Annotated in this window: 21 protein-coding genes; 13 read left to right on the forward strand and 8 right to left on the reverse strand. The window is 64.0% G+C overall.

What is annotated here, in order from left to right; genetic code table 11:
* The first annotated feature begins 97 nt into the window (after nucleotides 1-97).
* The 5 genes from ABIB80_RS04845 (at nucleotide 98) to ABIB80_RS04865 (ending at nucleotide 2,895) form a co-directional block, all read left to right on the forward strand.
* Nucleotides 98-571 (forward strand): chemotaxis protein CheW, encoded by a 474-nt coding sequence (locus ABIB80_RS04845; protein ID WP_007598954.1) that lies wholly within the window; start codon nucleotides 98-100, stop codon nucleotides 569-571.
* 31 nt (nucleotides 572-602) lie between these two features.
* Nucleotides 603-989 carry a response regulator gene (locus tag ABIB80_RS04850; protein ID WP_007598955.1) on the forward strand — a complete coding sequence of 129 codons (387 nt, stop codon included), beginning with the start codon at nucleotides 603-605 and terminating at the stop codon, nucleotides 987-989.
* Between the two features lie 59 nt (nucleotides 990-1,048).
* Nucleotides 1,049-1,930, forward strand: coding sequence for a CheR family methyltransferase (locus tag ABIB80_RS04855; RefSeq protein WP_007598956.1), 882 nt, complete (start codon nucleotides 1,049-1,051; stop codon nucleotides 1,928-1,930).
* A 2-nt stretch (nucleotides 1,931-1,932) separates the two neighbouring features.
* Entirely contained in the window at nucleotides 1,933-2,250 is a 318-nt protein-coding gene (locus ABIB80_RS04860; protein WP_007598957.1) for a hypothetical protein, read from the forward strand.
* Between the two features lie 141 nt (nucleotides 2,251-2,391).
* Nucleotides 2,392-2,895, forward strand: coding sequence for a response regulator (locus tag ABIB80_RS04865; RefSeq protein WP_007598958.1), 504 nt, complete (start codon nucleotides 2,392-2,394; stop codon nucleotides 2,893-2,895).
* 57 nt (nucleotides 2,896-2,952) lie between these two features.
* Here ABIB80_RS04865 and ABIB80_RS04870 read toward each other — a convergent pair whose 3' ends face one another.
* Nucleotides 2,953-3,243 carry a hypothetical protein gene (locus ABIB80_RS04870; protein ID WP_007598959.1) on the reverse strand — a complete coding sequence of 97 codons (291 nt, stop codon included), beginning with the start codon at nucleotides 3,241-3,243 and terminating at the stop codon, nucleotides 2,953-2,955.
* 150 nt (nucleotides 3,244-3,393) lie between these two features.
* Here ABIB80_RS04870 and ABIB80_RS04875 point away from each other — a divergent pair, with 150 nt between their 5' ends.
* Nucleotides 3,394-4,029 (forward strand): response regulator transcription factor, encoded by a 636-nt coding sequence (locus ABIB80_RS04875; protein ID WP_007598960.1) that lies wholly within the window; start codon nucleotides 3,394-3,396, stop codon nucleotides 4,027-4,029.
* Nucleotides 4,030-4,151: 122 nt separating this feature from the next.
* Here the strand turns inward: ABIB80_RS04875 and ABIB80_RS04880 are convergent, their stop codons facing one another.
* From ABIB80_RS04880 to ABIB80_RS04890, 3 genes are all read right to left on the reverse strand, one after another.
* Entirely contained in the window at nucleotides 4,152-7,748 is a 3,597-nt protein-coding gene (locus tag ABIB80_RS04880; protein WP_007598962.1) for a PAS domain S-box protein, read from the reverse strand.
* The gene (locus ABIB80_RS04885) at nucleotides 7,726-8,154 is read right to left on the reverse strand and encodes a response regulator (RefSeq protein ID WP_007598964.1); all 429 of its coding nucleotides are present in this window, start codon (nucleotides 8,152-8,154) and stop codon (nucleotides 7,726-7,728) included. Before ABIB80_RS04885 ends, ABIB80_RS04880 begins: the two co-directional genes overlap by 23 nt.
* 202 nt (nucleotides 8,155-8,356) lie before the next feature.
* On the reverse strand, nucleotides 8,357-9,073 hold the full coding sequence (locus tag ABIB80_RS04890; protein ID WP_007598966.1) for a GntR family transcriptional regulator: 717 nt from the start codon (nucleotides 9,071-9,073) through the stop codon (nucleotides 8,357-8,359).
* A gap of 94 nt (nucleotides 9,074-9,167) precedes the next feature.
* Here ABIB80_RS04890 and ABIB80_RS04895 point away from each other — a divergent pair, with 94 nt between their 5' ends.
* Genes ABIB80_RS04895 through ABIB80_RS04915 form a run of 5 tightly spaced genes read left to right on the forward strand, consistent with a single transcriptional unit; the run spans nucleotide 9,168 to nucleotide 14,284 of the window.
* Nucleotides 9,168-10,187, forward strand: coding sequence for an ABC transporter substrate-binding protein (locus ABIB80_RS04895; protein WP_007598968.1), 1,020 nt, complete (start codon nucleotides 9,168-9,170; stop codon nucleotides 10,185-10,187).
* A complete protein-coding gene (locus tag ABIB80_RS04900) occupies nucleotides 10,187-10,948 on the forward strand; it encodes an ABC transporter ATP-binding protein (protein WP_354127116.1) in 762 nt (253 codons plus the stop codon). Before ABIB80_RS04895 ends, ABIB80_RS04900 begins: the two co-directional genes overlap by 1 nt.
* An 11-nt stretch (nucleotides 10,949-10,959) precedes the next feature.
* Nucleotides 10,960-11,817: an ABC transporter permease gene (locus ABIB80_RS04905; protein WP_007598972.1), complete on the forward strand. Its 858-nt coding sequence runs from the start codon at nucleotides 10,960-10,962 to the stop codon at nucleotides 11,815-11,817.
* Nucleotides 11,814-13,553 carry an L-arabinonate dehydratase gene (gene araD, locus ABIB80_RS04910; RefSeq protein ID WP_007598974.1) on the forward strand — a complete coding sequence of 580 codons (1,740 nt, stop codon included), beginning with the start codon at nucleotides 11,814-11,816 and terminating at the stop codon, nucleotides 13,551-13,553. The genes ABIB80_RS04905 and araD overlap by 4 nt, the downstream gene beginning before the upstream one ends.
* An 11-nt stretch (nucleotides 13,554-13,564) precedes the next feature.
* Nucleotides 13,565-14,284 (forward strand): ribonuclease activity regulator RraA, encoded by a 720-nt coding sequence (locus ABIB80_RS04915; RefSeq protein WP_354127117.1) that lies wholly within the window; start codon nucleotides 13,565-13,567, stop codon nucleotides 14,282-14,284.
* A 193-nt stretch (nucleotides 14,285-14,477) separates the two neighbouring features.
* On the opposite strand, the gene ABIB80_RS04920 is transcribed toward ABIB80_RS04915, so the two are convergent.
* Complete coding sequence (locus ABIB80_RS04920) at nucleotides 14,478-16,583, reverse strand: S9 family peptidase (RefSeq protein WP_007598978.1); 2,106 nt, start codon at nucleotides 16,581-16,583, stop codon at nucleotides 14,478-14,480.
* A 334-nt stretch (nucleotides 16,584-16,917) separates the two neighbouring features.
* On the opposite strand from ABIB80_RS04920, the gene ABIB80_RS04925 reads away from it, so the two are divergent.
* Nucleotides 16,918-18,354, forward strand: a complete 1,437-nt coding sequence (locus ABIB80_RS04925) for an MBOAT family O-acyltransferase (RefSeq protein WP_007598980.1) — start codon at nucleotides 16,918-16,920, stop codon at nucleotides 18,352-18,354.
* Complete coding sequence (locus ABIB80_RS04930; RefSeq protein ID WP_354127118.1) at nucleotides 18,354-19,466, forward strand: hypothetical protein; 1,113 nt, start codon at nucleotides 18,354-18,356, stop codon at nucleotides 19,464-19,466. The genes ABIB80_RS04925 and ABIB80_RS04930 overlap by 1 nt, the downstream gene beginning before the upstream one ends.
* A 108-nt stretch (nucleotides 19,467-19,574) precedes the next feature.
* Here the strand turns inward: ABIB80_RS04930 and ABIB80_RS04935 are convergent, their stop codons facing one another.
* The 3 genes from ABIB80_RS04935 to ABIB80_RS04945 all read right to left on the reverse strand — a co-directional run bounded on the left by ABIB80_RS04935 (nucleotide 19,575) and on the right by ABIB80_RS04945 (nucleotide 23,551).
* The gene (locus ABIB80_RS04935) at nucleotides 19,575-20,762 is read right to left on the reverse strand and encodes a pyridoxal-phosphate-dependent aminotransferase family protein (RefSeq protein WP_007598984.1); all 1,188 of its coding nucleotides are present in this window, start codon (nucleotides 20,760-20,762) and stop codon (nucleotides 19,575-19,577) included.
* A gap of 107 nt (nucleotides 20,763-20,869) precedes the next feature.
* A complete protein-coding gene (locus tag ABIB80_RS04940; RefSeq protein WP_035995378.1) occupies nucleotides 20,870-21,610 on the reverse strand; it encodes a thermonuclease family protein in 741 nt (246 codons plus the stop codon).
* Between the two features lie 213 nt (nucleotides 21,611-21,823).
* Complete coding sequence (locus tag ABIB80_RS04945) at nucleotides 21,824-23,551, reverse strand: hypothetical protein (protein ID WP_007598995.1); 1,728 nt, start codon at nucleotides 23,549-23,551, stop codon at nucleotides 21,824-21,826.
* Between the last annotated feature and the right edge of the window lie 367 nt (nucleotides 23,552-23,918).

Consider the following 23,918-nt stretch of genomic DNA (forward strand, 5'->3'; position numbering starts at 1 on the left):
CTGATCGCGGCGCTGAAGGAACAGACCGCGGGCGCCGCCGGCGCCTCCGAGCTGAGCCGCGCAGCAGCGTAACCAGCGGGATCAGGAGATACGCAACATGACCAAGAAGACCCAGTCCGGCGAAGGCGCCATGGTCGAATACGTCACCGCGATGATCGGTGGCCAGCTGTTCGGCCTGCCGATCTCCCGCGTCCAGGACGTGTTCATGCCCGAGCGCGTCACCCGCGTGCCGCTGTCCTCGCGCGAGATCGCGGGCGTGCTGAACCTGCGCGGCCGCATCGTCACCGTGGTCGACATGCGCGCCCGGCTCGGCCTGCCCAAGCCCGAGGACGGCAAGATCCCGATGGCGGTCGGTGTCGATCTGCGCGGTGAATCCTACGGCCTCCTGATCGACCAGATCGGCGAAGTGCTGCGGCTCGCCGAGGACGGCATGGAAGAAAACCCCGTCAATCTCGACCCCCGCATGGCCAAGCTCGCCGGCGGTGTCCACCGCCTCGACGGCCAGCTCATGGTCGTCCTCGACGTCGATCGCGTCCTCGAGCTCAAAACCGAAGTGCAAATGGCTGCGTGAGCCCCGAAAACATCGAAGCCGGAGAACCAAGATGAAGACGTGTTTGGTGGTCGATGATTCCAGCGTCGTGCGCAAGATCGCACGCCGGATCCTGGAAGGCCTGGAATTCGAAGTCACGGAGGCCGAGGACGGCTCCAAGGCGCTCGAGGTCTGTCAGCACAAGCTGCCCGACGCTGTGCTGCTGGACTGGAATATGCCGGTGATGGACGGCTTCGAGTTCATGGGCCACATGCGCCGCCTGCCGGGCGGCGACCAGCCCAAGGTCGTGTTCTGCACCACTGAAAACAACGTGGCTCATATCGCTCAGGCGCTCAGCGGCGGCGCCAACGAGTACATCATGAAGCCCTTCGACAAGGACATCATCGCCGACAAATTTGCTGAAGTCGGCTTGATCCCGGTCGGACAAGCCATGGTCTGAGTGTCTGGCGGAGTGTTCCGGCCAGAGTGTTCCCAGTACAGCTTCCGAGAGGCCCATCCGTGACCCCGACCGAATATGAGTATCTGCGTAAGTTCCTGAGGGATCATTCCGGGCTCGATCTGTCCGCAGACAAGCAATATCTGATTGAAAGCCGGCTGTTGCCGCTGGCGCGCAAGGCTGGGATCTCCGGTATCGGCGAGCTCGTGCAGAAGCTGCAAGGCGCTGGCTCGGGCGCGCTCGTCACCAGCGTGGTCGAGGCGATGACCACCAACGAGACCTTCTTCTTTCGCGACAAGGTCCCGTTCGATCATTTCCGAGACACCATCATGCCGGAGATCATCAAGGCCCGCGCCGGCCGCCGCAGCGTGCGCATCTGGTGCGCCGCCGGCTCGACCGGGCAGGAGCCCTATTCGCTGGCGATGAGCCTGAAGGAGATGGGTGCGGCCCTGACCGGCTGGCGCGTCGAGATCATCGCCACCGACCTGTCGCAGGAGGTGCTCGAGAAGGCCAAGGCCGGCATCTACAGCCAGTTCGAAGTGCAGCGCGGCCTGCCGATCCAGATGCTGATGAAATATTTCAAGCAGACCGGCGAGACCTGGCAGATCAATCCCGAGTTGCGGGCGATGATCCAGCACCGGCAGCTCAATCTGCTGCACGATTTCGCTCAGCTCGGCACCTTCGACGTCATCTTCTGCCGCAACGTGCTGATCTATTTCGACCAGGACACGAAGATCAACATCTTCAACCGCCTGGCTCGCCAGATCGAGGGAGACGGTTTCCTGGTGCTGGGCGCGGCCGAAACGGTGGTCGGACTGACCGATACGTTCAGGCCGATTCCGGAGCGGCGCGGTCTCTACAAGCCGAACGACGCGCGTGCCGCGGCCGCCAAGCCGGCTCTTGCCGGCGCAGCGCCGCGCGTAGCGGTCATGGCAGGACGATAGGCATGGCCGAGGATGGCAAGGGCGCGGAACGCGTGACGTTCAGTCGCGGCTATGATGTCTGCATCATGGCCATCGACGGCACTTGGCGCCGCGACTGCAAGCTCAACGCGATCTCCGACACCGACGCCATCCTGACGGTGGAAGGCTCGATTCAGGGCCTGAACCTCAAAGAGTTCTTCCTGCTGCTGTCGTCCACCGGCCTCGCCTACCGCCGCTGCGAACTGGTGCGCGTCAACGGCGTCGAAATGGACATCCAATTCCTGCGTGGCAAGAACCGGAAGAAGCGCGGCGCGGCCGGTGGCCGTGACGAGGCGGCGTGATCTTCACGTGCGTCTCGTCGCCGTTTTCCGCGATGTTGGTTCACATTTGCTGAAACATCCGACTGAATTTGCCGCCGCGGCTTTACGTCGCCTAAGCGCGAACCGTGTATCCATTGCCGGTCTCAATCTCAGGATACCGTAATGCCCAGAAGCTCTTTCTCACCTCTCCCGTCAAACCTGCCCCACAGCGCCGAGCGGCGCGCGCTTCAGCTTCTGGTGGTCGACGACGACGCCACGCAGCGCAGCCTGATCACGGTCGCGGCCAAGCAGGCCGGCCACGAAGTCACCGTGGCGCCGTCCGTGGCCGAAGCGATCGAAAAACTCCGCACGGCGCGCTTCGATTGCGTGACACTTGATCTCGTGCTGGAGGATGGCGACGGCATCGACGTGCTGGGCGAGATGGCGAAGGCGAAATTTGGCGGCGCCGTGATCGTCGTCAGCGGCATGGACGGCAAGCGCCGCAGCGCCGCCCGCAGCTTCGCCCGTTCCGTCGGGATCGAGCTCCAGAGCCTGCCCAAGCCGCTGGATCTGGCCGCTTTGCGCATCAGCCTCGCCAATCTCGGCAAGACCGCGATGGGCCTGCCGGCGATCCACACCTGGGGTGGCGTCGCCACCGACGCGATCGTGGAGCGGCACCGCGCCTGAGCCGCGGGCCGGCCATGCGATGAAACAATGCGGTCGCCGCGTCGCAGCGATCGCGATTTACACCGTGCGGCCGGCTTCCCACAGGCATTCCAGGGCGTGGCCAAGGCCGGCCCGGCAGGCGTCGAGAGCGGCGATCGCCGTGGCATACCGGAGTGTGACATCGTCGAGTACGAAGACGTCGGCGGAACCTTCCGGACCGCTCCCGTGTTCTTGATCCATGGTTGTGGCCGTCCGGCCCATGCTGGTCTCGATCTGCGAGATCAGCTTGCGAAGGTCAGCCGCAATCAGCTCACGGCTATCGACTTCGGGCATTGCGACGAGGGGCGGCGTAGCGGCCAAATTTAGCATGGATATTCTCCGTCCTCCGCAATTAGGCGCCCTGCCGCTACTTGTGCGTTAAGTCCATGTCCCGTACAAATACGGTGGGCCGAATCCGCGCCGAACGCCATAACGGTTGGGGCGGACGCGAATCCTTCATGCCAACCGGATGTGTGGCACATGGCCGAACAAAGCTCTCGCGGTGAAATCTTCGTGGTCGACGACGACGCTGCCGTTCGCGACACCTTGTCGATGGTGTTGAAGGCGGCGGGCTATGAGGTGATCTGTTTTGCGGACGGCGCAGCATTGCTCTCCGTCGCGCGAAACCGCACACCTGCAGCGGTCCTGCTCGACGTGCACATTCCCGGCAAGTCGGGCCTCGATATTCTCAATGAGCTGCACGGCGAGGACTATCCGGCACCGATCTTCATGATCTCCGGACAGGGCGATATCGCGATGGCGGTAGGGGCCATCAAGAGCGGCGCGCTCGACTTCATCGAGAAGCCGTTCCGCGGCAGCGAGATCGTCGGCCGGCTGGACGAGGCGATCGGTGCTTATGCACGCAGGCAGTCGGAGAACGCGGCGCCGAAGTTCGGCTCGCTGCATTTCCCCGGGCGCGAGCCGTTGACGCGCAGGGAGCGCGAGGTGCTCGAGCAGTTTGCCGCCGGCGCCTCCAACAAGGAGGCCGGCCGCACGCTCGGCATCAGCCCGCGCACCATCGAGGACCACCGCGCCAACATCATGAAGAAGCTCGGTGCGCGCAATGCCGCCGATCTGATCCGGATCGTGATGACCGCGGCGCAGCGCGCGTCGTAAATTCCGTGGGTGACATTTCGTAGCCCGGATGAGCGAAGCGACATCCGGGACTTGGCTCGTAGTGTTCCCGGGTATCGCTTCCCTCACCCGGGCTACGGGTTCTCACCCAGCCCGACGCACCATCAACTGCTCAGCGCCTTGCGGATGGTCCGTGCCAGATCCGATTTACGATAGGGCTTCGCCAGCAGCAGAACGCCCGAATCCAGCCGGCCGTGATGGATGATCGCGTTCTCGGTATAGCCGGACGTGTAGAGCACCTTGAGATCTGGACGCGTTCTCTGCAGTTCGTCGGCGAGCTGCCGTCCGTTCATCTTGCCGGGCATGATGACGTCGGTGAACAGGAGGTCGAACGGTTTTCCGGCGGCGACGATGGCGAGCGCCTCCGCGGCGTTCGCAGCCTGCAAGGTGACGTAACCGAGCGAATGCAGCTGCGCCAGCACGTAGTCGCGCACCAGCCGGTCGTCCTCGACCACCAGGATCGTCTCGTGTCCGCCCTCGATGGTCGCCGGCGTCACGCCCTCGCCGACCACCGTCGGCGTCTTGCCGGGCGGCAGGTACATCTTGATCGTGGTGCCGTGGCCTTCCTCGCTGTAGATCTTGATATGGCCCGCGGACTGCTTGATGAAGCCGTAGACCATCGAAAGCCCGAGTCCGGTGCCCTTGCCCGGTCCCTTCGAGGTGAAGAAGGGGTCGAACACCCTGGCCAACATGTTGGCGGGAATTCCGCTGCCGGTGTCGCTCACGGCGATCAGCACGTAGTGTCCCGGCGGGACGTCGTTGACGCTGGCATAGGCCTCGTCGAGATAGGCCGCGCCCGTCTCCACGATCAGCTTGCCGCCGCCGGGCATGGCGTCGCGGGCATTGAGTGCGAGGTTGAGGATCGCGGTGGTGAGCTGGCTTGGATCGACGGTCGCGACGCAGTTCTCGTCCTCGAACACCGATTCGATATGGATCTGCTCGCCCAGCGTCGGCCGCAACAGTTTCGCGGTGTCGATGATCAGCGCGTTGACGTCGATTTCGCGCGGCTGGAGCGGCTGCTTGCGCGCAAACGCCAGCAGGTGCTGAGTCAGCTCGGCGCCACGCCCGGCGGCCTCGTCGATCATCTTCGTGATCGCCGCGAGCTCCGGCTCCCCGGCCACCGCGTCGGCCAGGATCTCGATCGTTCCGGTGATGACGGTGAGGATGTTGTTGAAGTCGTGCGCCACGCCGCCGGTGAGCTGGCCGACCGCCTCCATCTTCTCGGCATGGCGGATGCGCTCGTCGGCCGCGATCTTGTCGGTCAGGTCGCGGTAGAACGAATTCAAGAGGATACCTTCGCGTCGCCGGAGCGCCGTGACGCTGAGCTCGGCCTTAAATTCCTTGCCGTCGCGCCGCCGCACCAAAACTTCGCGCCGTGGATTGGCTGGCGATTGTTGGTCAGAGTCGAGAAAGAGCTTCAGTCTGGCCGTGACGCTTTCGCGCTCACTGGGGGCGATAAAAAGTTCAATCGCATTCTTGCCGATCGCCTCCTCACGCGTCCATCCGAAGAGCTTCTCGGCCTGCGAGTTCCAGCTCAGGATGGCACCGGTGTGGTCTGTCTGGGTGAACGCGTCGAGCGAGGTCTCGATGATGTTGCGCGCAAGTTGCTCGCTCTCCCGCAAGGACTCCTGTGCAAGCCTCGCCTCCGTCATGTCGCGCCCGACGAAGAAGTAGCGCTTGGCCTGGGCGGACCAGCTGCCGAGCCAGGACAGCCAGACCTCGTGGCCATTCTTGTGGAAGCAGCGGGTGTCGGCGAGCTTGAGACGTTCGCCGCGCCGCAGCGCGCGCATCTCGTCGCGGGACCGGTCGAGATGGCTCGGATGAATGAAATCGGCGCCGCTCCGGCCGATCATCTGCTCCGGCCGGTAGCCGAGAATGGCCTCGCTGCTCGGACTGATCTGCGCGATGTGGCCGCGCGCGTCCATCACCATGATCAGATCCTGCGAGGTGTCGAAGAGCTGTCGCCGTTCCTCCAGCTGCTGCTGCAACGCCCGCTCTGCCCGCCGCGCCTCGGTCAGGCTGCGCGCGGTGCCGGAGGCGCCGATGATCTCGCCCGATGGGCCCCTGATCGGCGACAGGCTGAGTGAGATCTCGACCGGCGTGCCATCCTTGCGCAGGCGCACCGTCTCGAAGCGTTCGATCGGTTCACCTCCGGCGATCCGCCGTAAATAGTCCTTGCCTTGCTCGCGTCGGTCGGGTGGGACGATGATCGCGGTGGATTTCCCAATCGCCTCATTCGCCGAGTAGCCGTAGAGGCGCTCGGCGGCGGCATTCCAGCCGGTGATGATGGCGTCGAGCGATTGCATCACGATCGCGTCGTCGGAGGATTCGACGGCGGCGCTGAACAAGCGCTCGCGCGCTTCATGATGGCTTCGCGCGGCCTCGGTGCGGCGATGCTCCTCGATCTCGCGTTCAAGAGCGGCCGTCTTCGCTCTCGTTTCCTCGACCATTTGAGCGAAGGCCCGCGCCAGCACACCCGTCTCTCCGCTCGCATCGACGGGAATCTCGGCGTGCCGTCCGCTGCCGATCGCCTCCACCGCCGCAGTCAGGCGCCCGATCGGCCATGTCAATGAGCGCGCCAGCAGCACCGCAAGCAAAGCTGCGGCAAGGACAGCAAGCAGGCCGACCAGCGAGGAGGTTTTTTGAATGGCCGCCGGAACGCGGCTGAACACCGACGGTGGGGCCGTCTCGATGATAGCCAACCACTCCTTGCCGGCCAGCAGCGCCGGTGCGATCGCCGCTCCACTCGGCCGACCCGCTTGGTCGCTCGTAAGCTGCGTGGAACCTTGCGGCAGGCCGGCCCGGGCTGCAAAGAAAGGAAAGTCACGACGCCAATCGTTGCCGTTGCCATGCAATGCACCGAATTCCCGCGTGCGATCGGGATGGACGAGATAGTCGCCACGCGAGTTCACGACATAGATCTCTCCCCCTGCGCTCGCGGTCGAGCGGATGCGGTCGAGCGCGGGACGCATGTCGATATTGGCGATGACGATGCCGAACGGCTTGCCATCAGGCGTGAACAGCGGCGTCGCGACGCGCATCGTGGGAATGTGAGGGTCCGTGGTTCCTCCCTGCCGGGTGGCGAGATCGATGGGCGAAACATAGATGTCGCCCGGCGCCAATCGAATCGTCTCCTGGAAGTAGGTTCGGTCGCTCTTGCGTTCCAGTTCGTCGTTGGGGACAATCCGTGCTGCTCCGTTCGGGCCGGCGCGATCGACGCGGACCAGTTCGCGCTGGTCGTCGTCAAGGCCGATGATTCGAAATTGCCCGTAGCTCGGCTTCGCGTCGATCTCGGCTGCGAACCGCGTGGCGATGCGCTCGCGCCAGGTTTGCTCCGAAACGCCGTCGACAGCGTCGATGCCTCCACCGATATGAGCGCGGATCATGCCATTGATGGCAGCGGCGGAGCGATAACCGAGCAGATCGCCACGAGCGCCGGCCACATAAGATTCAAGATGGGTGGCCAGCAGGCTCGACTGGGCTTCGATCCGTTCCAGGACCCGCGGAATCACGGCCTGGGTGATGTTGCGATAGCCGAGCCAGCCGACCGCGGCCACGGTGACCGTCACCAGCAGGATCATCGCGATCGCGAGCCGCGTAGCGAGGGTCATGGCGAAATTTGCACCGCTTCCTGAATGGCCGCGCCCGTGCTCGGTTGGAACAGAATGAAGGTTCTTGTCATCGGCGGCCGGTGCTGACATCCGGATTCCTCGCCGACGCCGTCCGCGCCGCGTCCAGGCAGCCGGCGACGGCGGCGAGCAGCGCGTCGGCCCGGAACGGCTTCTGCAAGCTCGCCACCGCGCCGAGCTTGGTCGCCATCTTGAGAAAGTCCGGCTCCGCATGGGCATCCGGCGCGGACGAACGGCCGGAAATGACGACGATCGGAATCGCCGGCTGCAGCGCCCGGACGTGGCGCATCGTCTCCAGGCCGTCCATGCCGGGCATGAAGATGTCGAGAAACAGAAGGTCGAACTGGCCGGCTTCGAACAGCGCAAGTCCCTTGCGGCCGTCTCCGGCGACGGTGACATGATGACCGGCCCTCTCCAGGAGCAGCCGGATTGTCATCTGCACGGCCGGGTCGTCATCCACGATCAGGATGTTGGCCACGTCTGGTATCCTCCGGGCTGGATGGGTTTTCCCAGCGACCGCAAATCAAACCATCAATTCTGAAATTGTTGCGCGGATTGCATCCGGCCTGCAAGCACTTCGCCATCGATCCGACGATTGCTCGCAAAAGGCGAACTCGGTTGCGCCAAACTTATGCACGGTGACGTGCACAAGCGCTCGCGACAACCGCACGCCATAGGGCCTAGTCGGTCAAATATTCCGGATAGTGGCTTCGGATCGTGTCGAGCTCGCTCAACGTGCCCGACAGGTGCTTGCGCAGATGCTGTTGCGCAGCATCGGCGTCGCCGGCCTCGATCGCGCGCGTGATCAGCTTGTGGTGGCGGACGATGTTCTGGGCCTTGCCGGGTGAGGGCAGATGCAGCCGGCGCAGCCGGTCGATATGTCCGCTGCGGCTGCGCACCAGCGTCCAGAGCTCCTGCTTGCCGGCCGCGGCATAAAGCAGCGCATGAAAATCATTGTCGCCCGCAATGAAGCTCTGGAAGTCTCCGGCCTTGGCGAATTGCTGCTGCAGCGCGATCGTGTGGTCGAGGCGTATGACCAGGGCTTCGCCGTGCTGCTGCGCGAGCAGGCGGACGATTTCGAGCTCCAGCGCCTGGCGCAGGAAATGGGCCTGCTCGGCCCGACCGACGTCGACCCGGCTGACGACGGTGGCGTGCTGCGGAAACACGTCGACCAGCCCTTCTTCCTCCAGCCGCATCAAGGCGTCGCGGATCGGCGTCGAGCTGACGCCGAATTGTGCGGCGAGATCCGTGCGCGACAGCGGCGAGCCCGGCGGCAGTTCGAGCGCAAGAATGGCGTTGCGCAGCCGCTCGAACACTTGCGGCGCGGCCTGCCGGGCCCGGTCGAGCCGCGCGCCGGGGCGGGTGATCCTGCGGGGCGCAGGGTGGGCTGGTTCCATGCGAAGAGCTCCGGCCACCTTGCCCTTGATGCACTAATACATTAGTGCATTAGTGGGATCGCTCGTCAATGGCGGCCAGAGGAAACGAACAACAATGATCAAGCAATTGCAGTGTGGCCTCACGGCCGTCGCCGTGATCGCCGCCACGGCGCTGGCGGCCTCGCCCGCGAAGGCGCAGCAAAAATCCGAGATATCGTTGTCGCGTCAGCCCGGCATTTTCTACATGCCGAGCCACATCATGGAAAAGCAGAAGCTGATCGAGAAGCACGCAGCCCAGCTCGGGGTAGCGGGTGTCACCACCAAATGGGTCACCTTCTCCGGCGGCGGCGCGCAGACCGATGCGCTGCTCGCGGGCGGCGTCGACATCCTCAACACCGGCACCGGCAATCTGTTGCTGCTGTGGGACCGCACTCGCGGCGGCGTCAAGGGCATCGTCGCGACCTCGGCGCAGCCGATGACGCTGATCAGCCGTGACGCCAACATCAAGTCGATTAGGGATTTCGGCCCCGGCGACAAGATCGCGGTGCCGACCGTCAAAGTCTCGACCCAGGCGATCGTGCTTCAGATCGCCGCGGCCGAGGCCTTTGGTGCCGACCAATGGTCGAAGCTGGACGTCAACACGGTGCAGCTCGGCCATCCCGACGCCTATGCGGCGCTGTCCAATTCCAAGCACGAGGTGCACACCCATTTCTCGATTCCGCCGTTCACTTTCCTCGAGCTGAAGAACGTGCCGGGTGCGCATGTCGTGCTGTCGTCGCCTGACGTGATGGGCGGGCCGCTCAGCCAGGCGCAGTTCTTCACCACCACGAAGTTCGCCGATGCCAACCCGAAGATCATCCAGGCCGTGCGCGATGCGACCAAGGAAGCGCAGGATCTGATCCGCAGCGACACCAAACAGGCGGTCGAGATCTACAAGGAGATCACCGGCGACAAGACCTCGGTGGAAGAGCTGCTCGAACTCCTGAAGGAGCCCGGCATGATGGAGTGGAATCTCGAACCGCAGGGCACGATGAAATTCGCCGCCCATCTGTTCAAGACCGGCACGCTGAAGACTCAGCCCAAGGCCTGGACCGATTACTATCTCCCCGTCGCCCACGACCTGAAGGGCAACTGATGGCGCTGCTCGACGTCAGCTCCGTGACGCTGCGCTACAAGACCTCCAGCGCCGTCGTCAACGCGACCGAAAGGGTGAGCTTCACCGTCGACAGGTCCGATCGCTTCGTGCTGCTCGGGCCGTCCGGCTGCGGCAAGTCGACCCTGCTCAAGGCCGTCGGCGGTTACATGGCGCCGAGCGAAGGCCGCATGACCATCAACGACCGCGAGATCCATGGTCCCGGCGCCGACCGCATGATGATCTTCCAGGAGTTCGACCAGCTGCTGCCCTGGAAGAGCGTGCTGGCCAACGTGATGTTTCCACTGCTGACCGCGCGAAAATTGTCGCGGAAGGACGCCGAAGCGCGGGCGCGGGCCTATATCGAGAAGGTCGGCCTGACACGCGTGGTCGATGCTTATCCGCACACGCTGTCCGGCGGCATGAAGCAGCGCGTCGCGATCGCGCGCGGCATGGCGATGGAGCCGGACATCCTGCTCATGGACGAGCCGTTCGCCGCGCTCGACGCGCTGACGCGGCGAACCTGCCAGGACGAGCTGCTCCAGCTCTGGAGCGAGACCAAATTCACCGTGCTGTTCGTGACCCACTCGATTGCGGAGGCCATCCGCATCGGCAACCGCATCCTGCTGCTGTCGCCGCATCCCGGCCGCGTCAAGGCCGAGGTGGTCGACGTCGACAAGGTCTCCAATGACGATGGCAGTGCCGGCCGGCTCGAGAAGGAGATTCACGATCTCCTGTTCGCCTCCGAAGCAACGGCGCATTAAGGGAGCCTTACATGGGCGAAGCCAGGATCCTGCTACGTGAGGCGCCGGTCGCCGGCAGCGCAGCCGAAGTCGAGCGCAAGCTGAGCGTGGTCGAGCTGTTGTGGAACGATGGGTTTGTCCGCAAGGCCGTCATTATCCTGTTCCTCGCGGCGGTCTGGGAGGCCTACGGCCTCGCCCTCGACAATCCCCTGTTGTTTCCGACGCTGCACGACACCGTCATCACGATGTTCGAGCGTGTGAAGGACGGCACCATCCCGATGCGCGTCTGGGCTTCGCTCAAAGTGCTGTTCATGGGCTATTCGGCCGGCATTGTGCTGGCCGCGATCTTCACCGTGCTCGCGATCTCGACCCGTATCGGCACCGATTTCCTCGAGACGGTCACGGCGATGTTCAATCCGTTGCCGGCGATCGCGCTGTTGCCGCTCGCTTTGATCTGGTTCGGTCTCGGCAACGGCAGTCTGGTGTTTGTGCTGATCCATTCGGTGCTGTGGCCGGTCGCGCTCAACACCCATTCCGGCTTCAAGAGCGTGTCCAACACGTTGCGCATGGTCGGCCGCAATTACGGCCTGCGCGGGCTGCCCTATGTGGCGAAGATACTGATTCCCGCGGCCTTCGGCTCGATCCTCACCGGCCTCAAGATCGGCTGGGCCTTCGCCTGGCGCACGCTGATCGCGGCCGAGCTGGTGTTCGGCGTGTCGTCGGGGCAGGGCGGGCTCGGCTGGTTCATCTTCGAAAACCGCAACCTGCTCGACATACCTGCGGTCTTCGCCGGCCTCTTGACGGTGATCATCATCGGGCTTTTTGTCGAGAACCTGATCTTCCGCGCCATCGAGCGGAACACCGTGCAGAAATGGGGCACCCAATCATGACCAAGAAGAAACTAACGCCCGACCAGCTCCGCAGCGCGCGCTGGTTCGCACCCGACGATCTCCGCTCGTTCGGCCATCGCTCCCGCACCATGCAGATGGGCTACGCGCCGGAGGAGTGGAAGGACCGCCCGATCATCGCGATCCTCAACACCTGGTCGGACGCGCAACCTTGCCACATGCATTTCAAGTCGCGCGTCGATGACGTCAAGCGCGGCATCCTGATGGCCGGCGGTCTGCCGCTGGAGCTGCCGGCGCTGTCGCTGTCGGAATCGCTGCTCAAGCCGACCACGATGCTCTATCGCAATCTGCTGGCGATGGACGCCGAGGAGCTGCTGCGCAGCCATCCCGTCGACGGCGTGGTGCTGATGGGCGGCTGCGACAAGACCACTCCGGCGCTGCTGCTGGGCGCGACCTCGATGAACATCCCGGCGATCTATCTGCCGGCCGGTCCGATGTTGCGCGGCAATTGGAAGGGCAAGACGCTCGGCTCGGGCTCGGACGGCTGGAAATATTGGGACGAGCGCCGCGCCGGAAAAATCTCCGAGAAGGACTGGCTCGACATCGAAGCTGGCATTGCGCGCAGCTACGGCACCTGCATGACGATGGGCACGGCTTCCACCATGACCGCGATTGCCGAGGCGATCGGCATGACGCTTCCAGGTGCCTCCTCGATTCCTGCCGCCGATGCCAACCACATCCGCATGGCCTCCGAATGCGGCCGCCGCATCGTCGAGATGGTCTGGGAAGATCTGACGCCGAAGGCGATCCAGACCCGCAAGGCGTTCGAGAACGCGATCGCAGTGGCGATGGCGATGGGCTGTTCGACCAATGCGATCATCCATCTGATCGCGCAGGCTCGCCGCGCCGGTCTCGACATCGGTCTCGACGATTTCGAGATTGCGAGCCGCAAGGTGCCTGTCATCGCCAATGTGCGGCCGAGCGGTGATACCTATCTGATGGAAGACTTCTTCTATGCCGGCGGCCTGCCGGCGCTGATGGGACAGATCAAGCCGCATCTGCATCTCGATTGCATCACCGTCACCGGCAAGACTCTCGGCGAGAACATCGCGCAGGCCGAGGTCCACAATGACGACGTGATCCGCTCGATCGACAATCCCATCTACAAGGAAGGCGCGCTCGCCGTGCTCAAGGGCAATCTCGCGCCCGACGGCTGCGTCATCAAGCCGAGCGCCTGCGCGCCGCGCTTCCTCAAGCACACTGGGCCTGCGCTGGTGTTCGACGATTATCCGTCGATGAAGAAGGCGATCGACGATCCCGATCTCGACGTCACCGAAGACCACATTCTCATCTTGCGCAATGCGGGGCCGCAGGGCGGACCGGGCATGCCGGAATGGGGCATGCTGCCGATCCCGACCAAGCTCGTGAAGCAGGGCGTGCGCGACATGGTGCGCATCTCGGATGCGCGGATGAGCGGCACCAGCTACGGCGCCTGCATTCTGCACGTAGCCCCCGAATCCTATGTCGGCGGACCGCTGGCGCTGGTGCGGAACGGCGACCGCATCACGCTCGATGTCGCCGCCCGCACCATCAATCTCGATGTGTCGGAAGCCGAGCTCGACAAGCGCCGCGCCGCCTGGAAGCAGCCCGAGCGCCGCTTCGAGCGCGGCTATGGCTGGATGTTCACCAAGCACATCAAGCAGGCCAATGACGGCTGCGATTTCGACTTCCTCGAGACCGATTTCGGCGCGCCGATCGGCGAGCCCTCGATTTACTAGAGAGCGTGAAAATGACGAAACTTACCGAAGCCACCCGCAACAAGCTCAAATCCGTCTCCACCGCCACCGTCGCCACAGCGCTGTTCAAGCGCGGCCTGCGCATCCAGATGATCCAGGATGTGCACCCGCTCGGCGCCAACCAGCCGACCATGGTCGGTGAAGCCTTCACGCTGCGCTATATGCCGGCTCGCGAGGATCTCAACACCATCGACGTTTTCAAGGACCGCTCCCATCCGCAGCGCAAGGCGGTCGAGGATTGCCCGCCAGGCAGCGTGCTGGTGATGGACAGCCGCAAGGACGCGCGCGCCGCTTCGGCCGGTGCGATCCTGGTCACGCGCCTGATGAAGCGCGGTGTCGCCGGTGTCGTCACCGATGGCGGTTTTCGCGACTCGGCCGAGATCGCCAAACTGGGGATCCCCGCCTACCACCACCGCCCGAGCGCACCGACCAATCTGACGCTGCATCAAGCCATCGAAATCAACGTGCCGATCGGGTGCGGCGACGCGCCGGTGTTTCCCGGCGACGTCATTCTTGGCGACAGCGACGGCGTGATCGTGATTCCCGCGCATCTTGCTGACGAGATCGCCAACGAGACCTTCGAGATGACCGCGTTCGAGGACTTCGTCACCGAAGAAGTCAACAAGGGCCGCGGCATTTTCGGTCTCTATCCGGCGACGGACCCGCAGACGCTGACCGACTTCGCCGCATGGCGGAAGGCGAACGGAAGGTAAAGGCCGACAACTCGTCCCACAATCTCCGTCGTCGTCCTGGCGAAAGCCAGGACCCATTACCCCAGGGAGTAATTTGGCGAAGACTCGGAGTTGTCGTGTTTTCGCGCGGTACTGACACCGACCTTCTTCGGATAGATCACGCGGTATGGGTCCTGGCTTTCGCCAGGACGACGATGGGGAGGCATATGAACGCCTACACCCCGGCCTCCGCCATCCCAGCCGCCCACAGCGCGAACGCATAGACGATCGCGACTTCATCGAGCCGGTTGAAGCGTCCCGAGGCGCCGCCGTGGCCGGCGCCCATGTTGGTGCGCAGCAACACCGGGCCGCCACCGCTCATCGTCGCGCGCAGGCGCGCGATCCATTTGGCGGGCTCCCAGTACGTGACGCGCGGATCGGTCAATCCGCCCATTGCCAGGATCGCGGGATAATCATTCGCCGCGACATTGTCGTAGGGCGAATACGACAGGATGGTGCGGAAATCCTTTTCGCTCTCGATCGGGTTGCCCCATTCCGGCCATTCCGGCGGCGTCAGCGGCAGCGTGTCGTCAAGCATGGTGTTGAGCACGTCGACGAACGGCACTTCGGCGACGATGCCGGCGAACAATTCGCCGGCGCGGTTCGCCACCGCGCCCATCAGCATGCCACCGGCCGAACCGCCGTGGCCGACGATGCGCTTTGCGCTGGTGTACTTCGCATCAATCAGTGCGCGGGCGCTGGCCGAGAAGTCGTCGAACGAATTGGTCTTCTTCTCGCGCTTGCCGTCGAGATACCAGCCCCAGCCCTTGTCGGCGCCGCCGCGGATATGGGCGATGGCGTAGACGAAGCCGCGATCGACCAGCGACAGGCGGTTGGCGCTGAACGAAGCCGGCATGGCCATGCCGTAGGAGCCGTAGCCGTAGAGCAGAAGCGGCGCCGCGCCATCGAGCGTGAGCCCGCGGCGATGGAGGATCGAGACCGGCACCTCGGCGCCGTCATGCGCCTTCGCCATGATGCGCGTCGTAACGTAGTCGCTCGCATTGTGGCCGGACGGAATCTCCTGCCGCTTGCGTAGGGTACGCGTCCGCTTGACCATGTCGTAGTCATAGACTTCCGACGGCGTCGTCATCGACGAATAGGCGAAACGCAAATTCGTCGTCTCGAATTCGTAGGAGCCCATCGTATCCAGCGAATAGGCCGCCTCGTCGAACGCGATGGCGTGCTCTTCCTTGGTCGCGAGGTCGCGGATCACGATCGACGGCAACGCATTGGCGCGTTCCAGCCACACCATGTGGCCGGCATAGAGATCGAGATCGATGATGTAGATGCCCGGGCGATACGGGATCAGATCGCGCCAGTTCTTGCGCTCGGGTGATGCCAGCGGTGCGGTGACGATCTTGAAGTCGATCGCGTCGTCGGCGTTGGTGAGGATGAACAGTTCGTCGCCACGGTCGGCCAGCGAATATTGCACGCCTTCCTCGCGTGCCGCGACCAGGCGCGGCGGTGCGTCGGGATGGGCGAGGTCGATCAGCCGCTGCTCGGAGGTCTCGTGGTCGCCGCCCGCGACGACGCAGAAGCGCCCGCTGGTGCTCTCGTGCAGATGGGTGAACCAGCCGGAATCCTGCTCTTCGTAAACCAGCGTGTCGTCTGCCTGCCCAGTGCCGAGCTTGTGCCGCCACACCTGCATCGGGCGGTGATTGTCGTCGAGCTTCACGTAGAAGAACGACGTTGCGTCCTTGCTCCAGACCACGCCGCCGTCGGTCTCCTCGACGACGTCGTCGAGGTCCTTTCCGGTCGCCCAGTCGCGCACGCGGATGGAGAAATATTCCGAGCCTTTGGTGTCGGCGCTCCAGGCCTGCAGCCTGTGGTCATTCGAGTGCCGGCTGCCGCCGAATTTGAAATAGGTGTGGTCCTTGGCGAGCGCATCGCCGTCGAGCACGATGTGGCCCTCGCCGCCATCGCGCGGCATGCGGCCGAACAGCTCGTGCTGGCCGCCTTCGCGGAATTTGCGGAAATAGGCGAAGGGACCATCCGGCGACGGCACGCTGGAATCGTCCTCCTTGATCCGCCCCCGCATCTCGCGCACCAGCGTCTTTTGAAGCGATGAGGTGTGGCCGAGCAGGCTCTCGGTGTAGACATTCTCTTCGTCCAGATATTTGCGGATGTCGGGATCGAGCACCGCGGGGTCGCGCAGCACCTCCTGCCATTTCTCGTCCTTCAGCCAGGCATAGTCGTCGGTCACGGTGATCCCATGCCGCGTGAAGGAATGCGGCCGGCGCGGGGCGACGGGGGGCTGGGAAGGTGGTTTGGCTTGTGTCACTCGATCCTCATCATGTCACGTTCGCGCGCGGCTTCTTCTTCACCGCGCCCCGCTTGCGGGGAGAGGTCGGATTGCATCGAAGATGCAATCCGAGTGAGGGGGGCTCTCCGCGAGTCTCGCTGTCACCGTCCTCGTGGAGACTCCCCCTCACCCCAACCCTCTCCCCGCAGGCGGGGAGAGGGAGAAGATGCGTCCTGCCTTATATCGTCCCGATTCCACGAATTGCCAGCGCCACTGCGCCAAGGACTGCGCCAGAATAGCGTCAAGTCGCCGGGTTGTTGATCGGTCCCTTCTATGCTTTAGGCTTCCTAATCCCCGCCGCCGGTCCAGCCTGATGCTGTTCAATTCCTACCCGTTCATCCTGCTGTTCCTGCCGGCCGCGCTGGCAGGCTATTTCCGGCTCGGGCGGCGCAGCAATCTGGCCCCGGTGATCTGGTTGGCGGCGGCCTCGCTCACTTTTTATGCCATCGGCAATTGGCAGTTCGTAGCCCTGTTGCTGATATCGATCGCCTTCAACTATGGCATAGGCCATCTCCTCATCGTAGCGAAGCTTGCTCGGTCGCAGCGAAAGGCCGCCCTTGCCCTCGGCGTCGCCGGCGATCTCCTCGTGCTTGGCATCTTCAAATATGCCGGCTTCGTCGCCGAAAACGTCAATGCACTGGCCGGCACGCATTTTGCGGTCCACATCCTGCTGCCGGTCGGCATCTCCTTCTACACCTTCACCCAGATCGCGTTCCTGGTCGATGCCTGGCGCGGGCAGGTGGCGGCCTACGCGCTGCCGCACTACGCGCTCTTCGTGACATACTTTCCGCATCTGATCGCGGGGCCAATCCTTCACCACAAGGACATGATTCCGCAATTCGAGCGGGAGGAAACCAAGCATCCGCATGGGCATCTGATCCTGTGCGGCCTCATCATCTTCGCGATCGGCCTGTTCAAGAAGACGTGCCTCGCCGACGGAATCCAGCCGCTGGTCGCGCTCGCCTTCGATGCGCGCGCGCCGAGTTTTGATCAGGCCTGGCTTGGCTCGCTCGCCTACACCTTCCAGCTCTATTTCGACTTCTCGGGCTATTCGGACATGGCGATCGGGATATCGCTGATGTTCGGCATCTTCCTGCCGGTCAATTTCAACTCGCCCTACAAGGCCACCAGCATCGTCGAGTTCTGGCGACGCTGGCACATGACGCTGTCGCACTTCCTGCGCGACTATCTCTACATTCCGCTCGGGGGCAACCGTCGCGGCCGCGTGCTGCGCTACGTCAATTTGATGCTCACGATGCTGCTCGGCGGGCTCTGGCATGGCGCGGCCTGGACGTTTGTCATTTGGGGCGCGCTGCACGGCGCCTATCTCTGTATCAATCACGCCTTCAACGCGCGGGTGCCGAATGTTCCGAAATTGCTCGCGCGCCCAGCTCGCGTCGCCGGGGCCGTGCTGACCTTTCTCGCCGTCGTTGTCGCCTGGGTCTTCTTCCGGGCCGAGCGGGTCGATTGGGCCATGCGGATTCTGAATGCGATGGCCGATCCGGCGAATATCGTGTTCGGCCGCGAGGAGATTGCGGCGTCGGTGATGGTCGCAATTTATGCCGCGCTGGTGTGGCTGGCGCCGAACACGCAAGGAATCATGGGGTACGACCACGCCAATCGCAGGGTCGGTGGCGGCCTGATAGCCGGACGGATGCAGCCGCTGGTCCTCTATGGTGCGTCGCTGGTGCTTGCGTTCGGGGTTTTGGGTATCCAGAGCCACAGTGAATTCATCTATTTCCGGTTCTGATGCAAGGCGCGTTCACACATCCAGGGCGTCTTCTCCTCGCGAGCATCGCGTGCGTGCTGGGCGCGGCTGCGCTCACCTATGTCATCGATCCCTTGCAGCTGTTTCGCCCCTCGCGCCTCGTCGCGCCGTTCTATTCCGATGACACGCGCGTGCAGAATGCCGGGCTGATCCGCAGCCAGTTGTTCGACGCCGCCTTCATGGGCACCTCGCTCGCGATCCATTTCCGCCAGAGCGACATCGATCATGCGCTTGGCGTGCACTCGCTCAAGCTGGCGATGACCGGCTCCAATTCGCGCCAGCAGGGTTTTGTGCTCGAGCAGGCCATCGACCGCGGCGCAAAACGCGTGATCTGGGCGATGGACGATTTCATCTTTGTCGATGCGGCCGACATCGAGACCGATCCTTATCTCTCTGCCGATCTCTATCGCGGGACGGCAAAGGGCATCGCGTCCTACCTGTTCAGCGCGGCGATGGCGAAGGAATCCCTGTTTGCGTTGCTGCGGTCGGTTCCGCCGCTGCGGCAGCCGCTGACCCGGGCCGCGCCTTATCTGCCCGTCAAGTTTGCGTTGGCCGACGTCGACGACATCTATGCGCTGCCGCGCGATATCGACGTCGCGCGCGCCTATAATGCGAAAAGGACGCTCGCGGCCTTCGCCTATATCACCGATCCCGTACGCAGCCGCTTTCTCGGTGAAGGCTATCGTTACGATGCCATGATAACGCATTTCGAACGCGACGCCGTCGGCCTGATCGCGCGCCATCCGGACGTGACCTTCGACATCTACTTCCCGCCCTATTCGATCCTGCAATTCGTCGCGATGCGCGACGCTTCGCCTGCGACGCTGAAGATCGTCACCGACCTCACCGCCGTCATTGCGCAGCGCCTGACGCAGCTTCCCAATGTGCGCCTGTACGATTTCCGGGCGATCAAGGACGTGACGCATAACCTCGACAATTACGGCGACGTCATCCACCATTCGCCGATCGTCGATGCGAAGGTGCTGTCGTGGCTGGCGCGTGGGGAATATCGGGTGGATCCGAAGGCGCCGCTTGCCTCGCTGGAGGAACTGAAGGCGCAGGTCGAGGCGTATCGGATCCCGCCGCTGCCGTAGCCCGCATGAGCGAAGCGACATGCGGGGACTCACGCAAGAATCCCGGGTGTCGCTCCGCTCACCCGGGCTACAAGATTGCTCCCCCAAGGGGAGAAGGAAAAAAGACGCTTACGCCGCCACCTCTTCGCCGAGATACGCAACCGCCGCTTCGAGCCCGCCCTTGCCGTGCGGGATCTTCAGCGCGTTCAGCCCGACCTCGATCACCCCCAACGTGCCGAGCAGCATCGGGGCGTTGACGTGGCCCATATGGGCGATGCGGAAGGCTTGTCCCGAGAGATCGCCGATGCCGGTGCCGAGCACGACGCCGCACTTCTCCTTGCAATAGCGTTGCAGGATTGCGGGATCATGGCCGTTGCTCATGGTCACTGTGGTCACGGTGTTGGAGCGTTCGCTGGCTTCCGCGATGTTGAAGCCGAGCACCTGGCCTTCCGACCATGCGCCGACCGCGCGGCGCGCGGCTTCGCCGAGCAGGCTGTGGCGGCGGAAGGCGTTCTCCAGCCCTTCCTCGTGCAAGAGGTCGATCGCCTGGCGCAGCGCGAACAGCAGATGAACCGGCGCGGTGCCGGCATATTTGCGATAATGCTCGCTGCCTTCGCGCTCGCTCCAGCTCCAATAGGGTGTCGCCATATTGGCCTTCTTGTGGACCTCGAGCGCACGCGCATTGGCCGTGACGAAGCCGAGGCCGGGCGGCGTCATCAGGCCCTTCTGCGAGCCCGACATCGCAACGTCGATGCCCCATTTGTCCATCTCGAACGGCATGCAGCCGAGTGAGGCGACAGTGTCGACCATGTACAGCGCCGGATGACCGCTCGCCTTGATCGCCTTGCCGATCGCCTCGATGTCGTTCTGCACGCCTGAGGCGGTGTCGACCTGGACGACGACGACGGCCTTGATGGTGTGCTCCTTGTCGCGGCGCAGGCGCTCCTCGACTTCGTGCGGCCGCACCGCGCGGCGCCAGTCACCCTTGAGCACCTCCACCTCGGCACCCATCAGCGCCGCGGCATGGCCCCAGCCGATCGCGAACCGCCCGCTTTCGAGCACCAGCACCTTGTCGCCGCGCGACAGCACGTTGCTCAATGCTGCTTCCCAGGCGCCGTGACCGTTGGCGATGTAGATGTAGGACTTGCCCTTGGTGGCAAACAGTTTCGAGATGTCGCTGAGCAGGCTCTCGGTCAGATCGGTCATCTGCTTGGAGTAGATGTCGATCGCCGGACGATGCATCGCCCGCAGCACCTCGTCGGGCATATTGGTGGGCCCGGGGATGGCCAGAAATTCCCGGCCCGCGCGAACGGTCATTGCTGTTGGTCCTTGTTGCCTGAGAACAGGATGGTGGGTCGCTGATTCACACTTTTACGCGGCGCTGCGGTGCAAGAAAAGGCCGGAAAACGCAGGTCTGACGTGGGTTATCTCTTAGTCTCGCGGCAGCCCGCATCTTCGGCTTCCTCCACCGAGCAGAACCAGCGCGTGCCCTTGCTGATCTTCATCTTGATCTGCGCATACCAGCGGCTGGTCGGCCGGTGATAGATGCACTCGCCGGCGGTGTTGACGTTGCCCTTGATGGTGCAGTCCGGCGAGGGCGCGACGGGCCCCGAGGCCGAAGCGAGCAGGATCGCATGCGCGCCGTCGGGCGGCTTGGTGGCGCCGAGGATGGTGGTCTTCTTGTTGCGCACGCGCCAGTCCCAGGGCGCGATGAAGGCGCCCTGCCACATCCCGGCCTTGGCCTCCCGCGCGGCCTTCTCGTCCGCCTCATAGTCGTGCGACATGCGGGTGTAGGCCAGCGCCCAGCCTGCGCGCACCAGCCATTTCTGGATATCCTCGCCGCCGACATCGCAACGCGCCACGGTGCGGCCGCGCCGGTCGATCGACCTCGCATGGCAGACCCAGTTCTTGCCGTCGACATATTTGGCGAGCTCGTCGCGGGCCGCGATGCCGCAGGTCCAGCGCTCGCCCTTGTTGTTGAGGCAGAGCTGGTCGACCGCGGGCGCGTCGATGCCGCCGAGCCTGATCCGCGTGTTGCCGATCGCCACCGCGTCGCCGGCGCGGACCTTTGCGGTGCCGGTGATGTCGGCGGCCTCAGCCTGCGACGCCAGGCCGGGCAAGGACAAGGCGAGCAATGACAGCGCAATCAGGAATTTTCGCAACATGCCGGTCCGCGTGTGATGAAAATTGCGATAGACCTCGCAATTGTGGTCGGCTTTTGTCCGCCCGGCCAGCATATGCCTGGCACTTGGGCTTTCAACTTCCCGTCATCGAGCGAAGTTTTGTATGGTGGGTTAGCCGAAGGCGTAACCCCACCTCTTTCGTCTCCACGGCGGCAGAAGTGGTGGGTTACGCTTCGCTAATCCACCCTACGAAACCTATCCCCGCGTCATCGCCCGCTTGGCCACCGCCAGCGCCATCAGCACGAACGCCGACGTCACCTCCGGACCGCCGACCAAAATCCGCGTCGGCGTCTTCATCTTGTTCCATTCATAGGCACGGAACGGGCCGCGGCGGCCGCCTTCGCCGAGGCTCGCGACGATCACGTTCAGCGCCGGCGCAAAGGCGCGCGGGTCCGCACCGAGATGGCCGAGCGCGATCAGCGCGAGCGCTGCGTCGAACACGTTCATCTCGGCGGCCATCAGCTCGCCCTTGACGTAAGACAGCACGCGGTGGCGGATGAAATCGAAATCGCCGTCGGGATCGATGATCGCCTGCGCCGCCAGCGGCAGCGCCAGGAAGGCGGCATAACAGCGGCCGAAATAGGCGCTGTAGAGCTCCGGCAGATAATAGATGTGCGAGCGCGGATTGGCGAAGGCGCCGCTCGCCGCCAGCCGCTTCTGGAAGCCGATGATGCGATGCACGGTGGCGAGCCGCGCCGGCGTCTCCAATACTTTCCAGCGCGCGAGGTTGCGAAAGCTGACCTCGAGAATGTCGAGATTGAGCGTCGGATCGAGATCGTTGCCATAGGGCCGCTCGCCCTTGAGATTGTCGATCCAGGTCGCAACCCCGCCCTCATAGTCGATATTGTCGTTGATCGGCACGGTCACGCGCGGCTCGTTGACGCCGGCGCGCACCTGATAGCCTGCATAGAAATCCAGCAGCGGCTGGTCGAGGATCGGATCGGTGCAGCCGGCCTGCGTCGCCGCGGAGATCGAGCACGCCGTGGTGTCGCAATCCGGCACGTAGACGCCGAAACCGAGGTCCTGCTTGATCTGGGCGAAATAGCGTGAGAAGCGCGGATGCGGCGCCGGCGCGAGCGCGGTGATGACGTTGAACCGCGCCCCGTCGATGCCCTCGACCTCTTCGCGGCTGATGTTGACGCAGAAATCGACCATGTCGGCAACCGCGCGCTTCGCCGCCGTCATCTCGGTAGGCGAGGCGAGACCGCTCTCGACATAGCCGAGCAGCGCCTCGATGAAGAACGCGTCGTAATAGGCCGAGCGGTGGCGGATCTGCACCGGCTCCCACATCGGTTCGGCAACCCCTCGCCAGGGCGGATTGACGACAGCGCGCGCCGGCGATCGCGCGATGAAGACACGGGCGAGGTTGAACAGCAGCGAGGAGTTCTTGTAGCCGCGCGCGTTGAGACCCGAGAGCGCGATGGTCAGCTCGCGGCCGCGGAAATCGGGGTCGCCGATCAGGTTGAACGCAGCGTAGGTCGGCAGAAAGCCATTCTTGCGGTACGAGCCCAGCAGATGCTGCGCGCAGTCGCGGATCACGCCGTCGATCTGCGATTGTTGCGGCATGGCGCCGGTGAACATGGCCGGCGGCGGCTTGGGATGATCCAGCGCGATGCTGTCGACGAGGTCGGCAACGGGCTGGCCGACCGCCGCCCAATCGGGCTCGGCCTCGTCGCGGGCGCGCACCAGCGCGTGGCGCAGCCGGGCCAGTTTGCCTTCATCGCGCAGTTCGGGCAGACCGGCCCGGCGGAGCAGCACCCGCAATGCGGGATTGCCGAGGGCGGTCTTGTAGAACTTGGCCAGATGCGGATCGCCGCTGGCCGCAACGGACAATACGGGATCGCAGACGTCGTAAAGCGAGGGGCCGTCCTTCCGCGCCGTCAGCGCCCGGCAGGTGGCGCCGGCAAAATATTGAAAGCTCATGAAATACCTGGTCGCGGGAATTTGGCCGAGGGCGCCGGCCGGCACGCTCCCAGCCGCGTGCCACCCCCTGCAAGTCGTTGAAAAAGCTACCCGGATTCGCAGGAAATACAAATGTGATGACAGTCACAGAAAAAGCCGGCACGAAGCCTGCATAATCAGGCTCCGGAAGGCTACGGGGACGCAAAAAAATCACACTTTTGGCGGTGCAAATTAGCGCGTACTTCCAGTGACTTAGCTCAAATTTTCGGCGATCTATTGCGGGGGAGGCGATATCCGGTTAAGGCTTTGTTTGGTGCGGCGCCGCAAATTGCGCGCAATTCGGGGGCACACCCCGGCCAATCCCTCAAACCCAAAGACGCTATCGCGC

Source organism: Bradyrhizobium sp. i1.15.2, from assembly GCF_040548425.1.
Lineage (GTDB): Bacteria > Pseudomonadota > Alphaproteobacteria > Rhizobiales > Xanthobacteraceae > Bradyrhizobium > Bradyrhizobium canariense.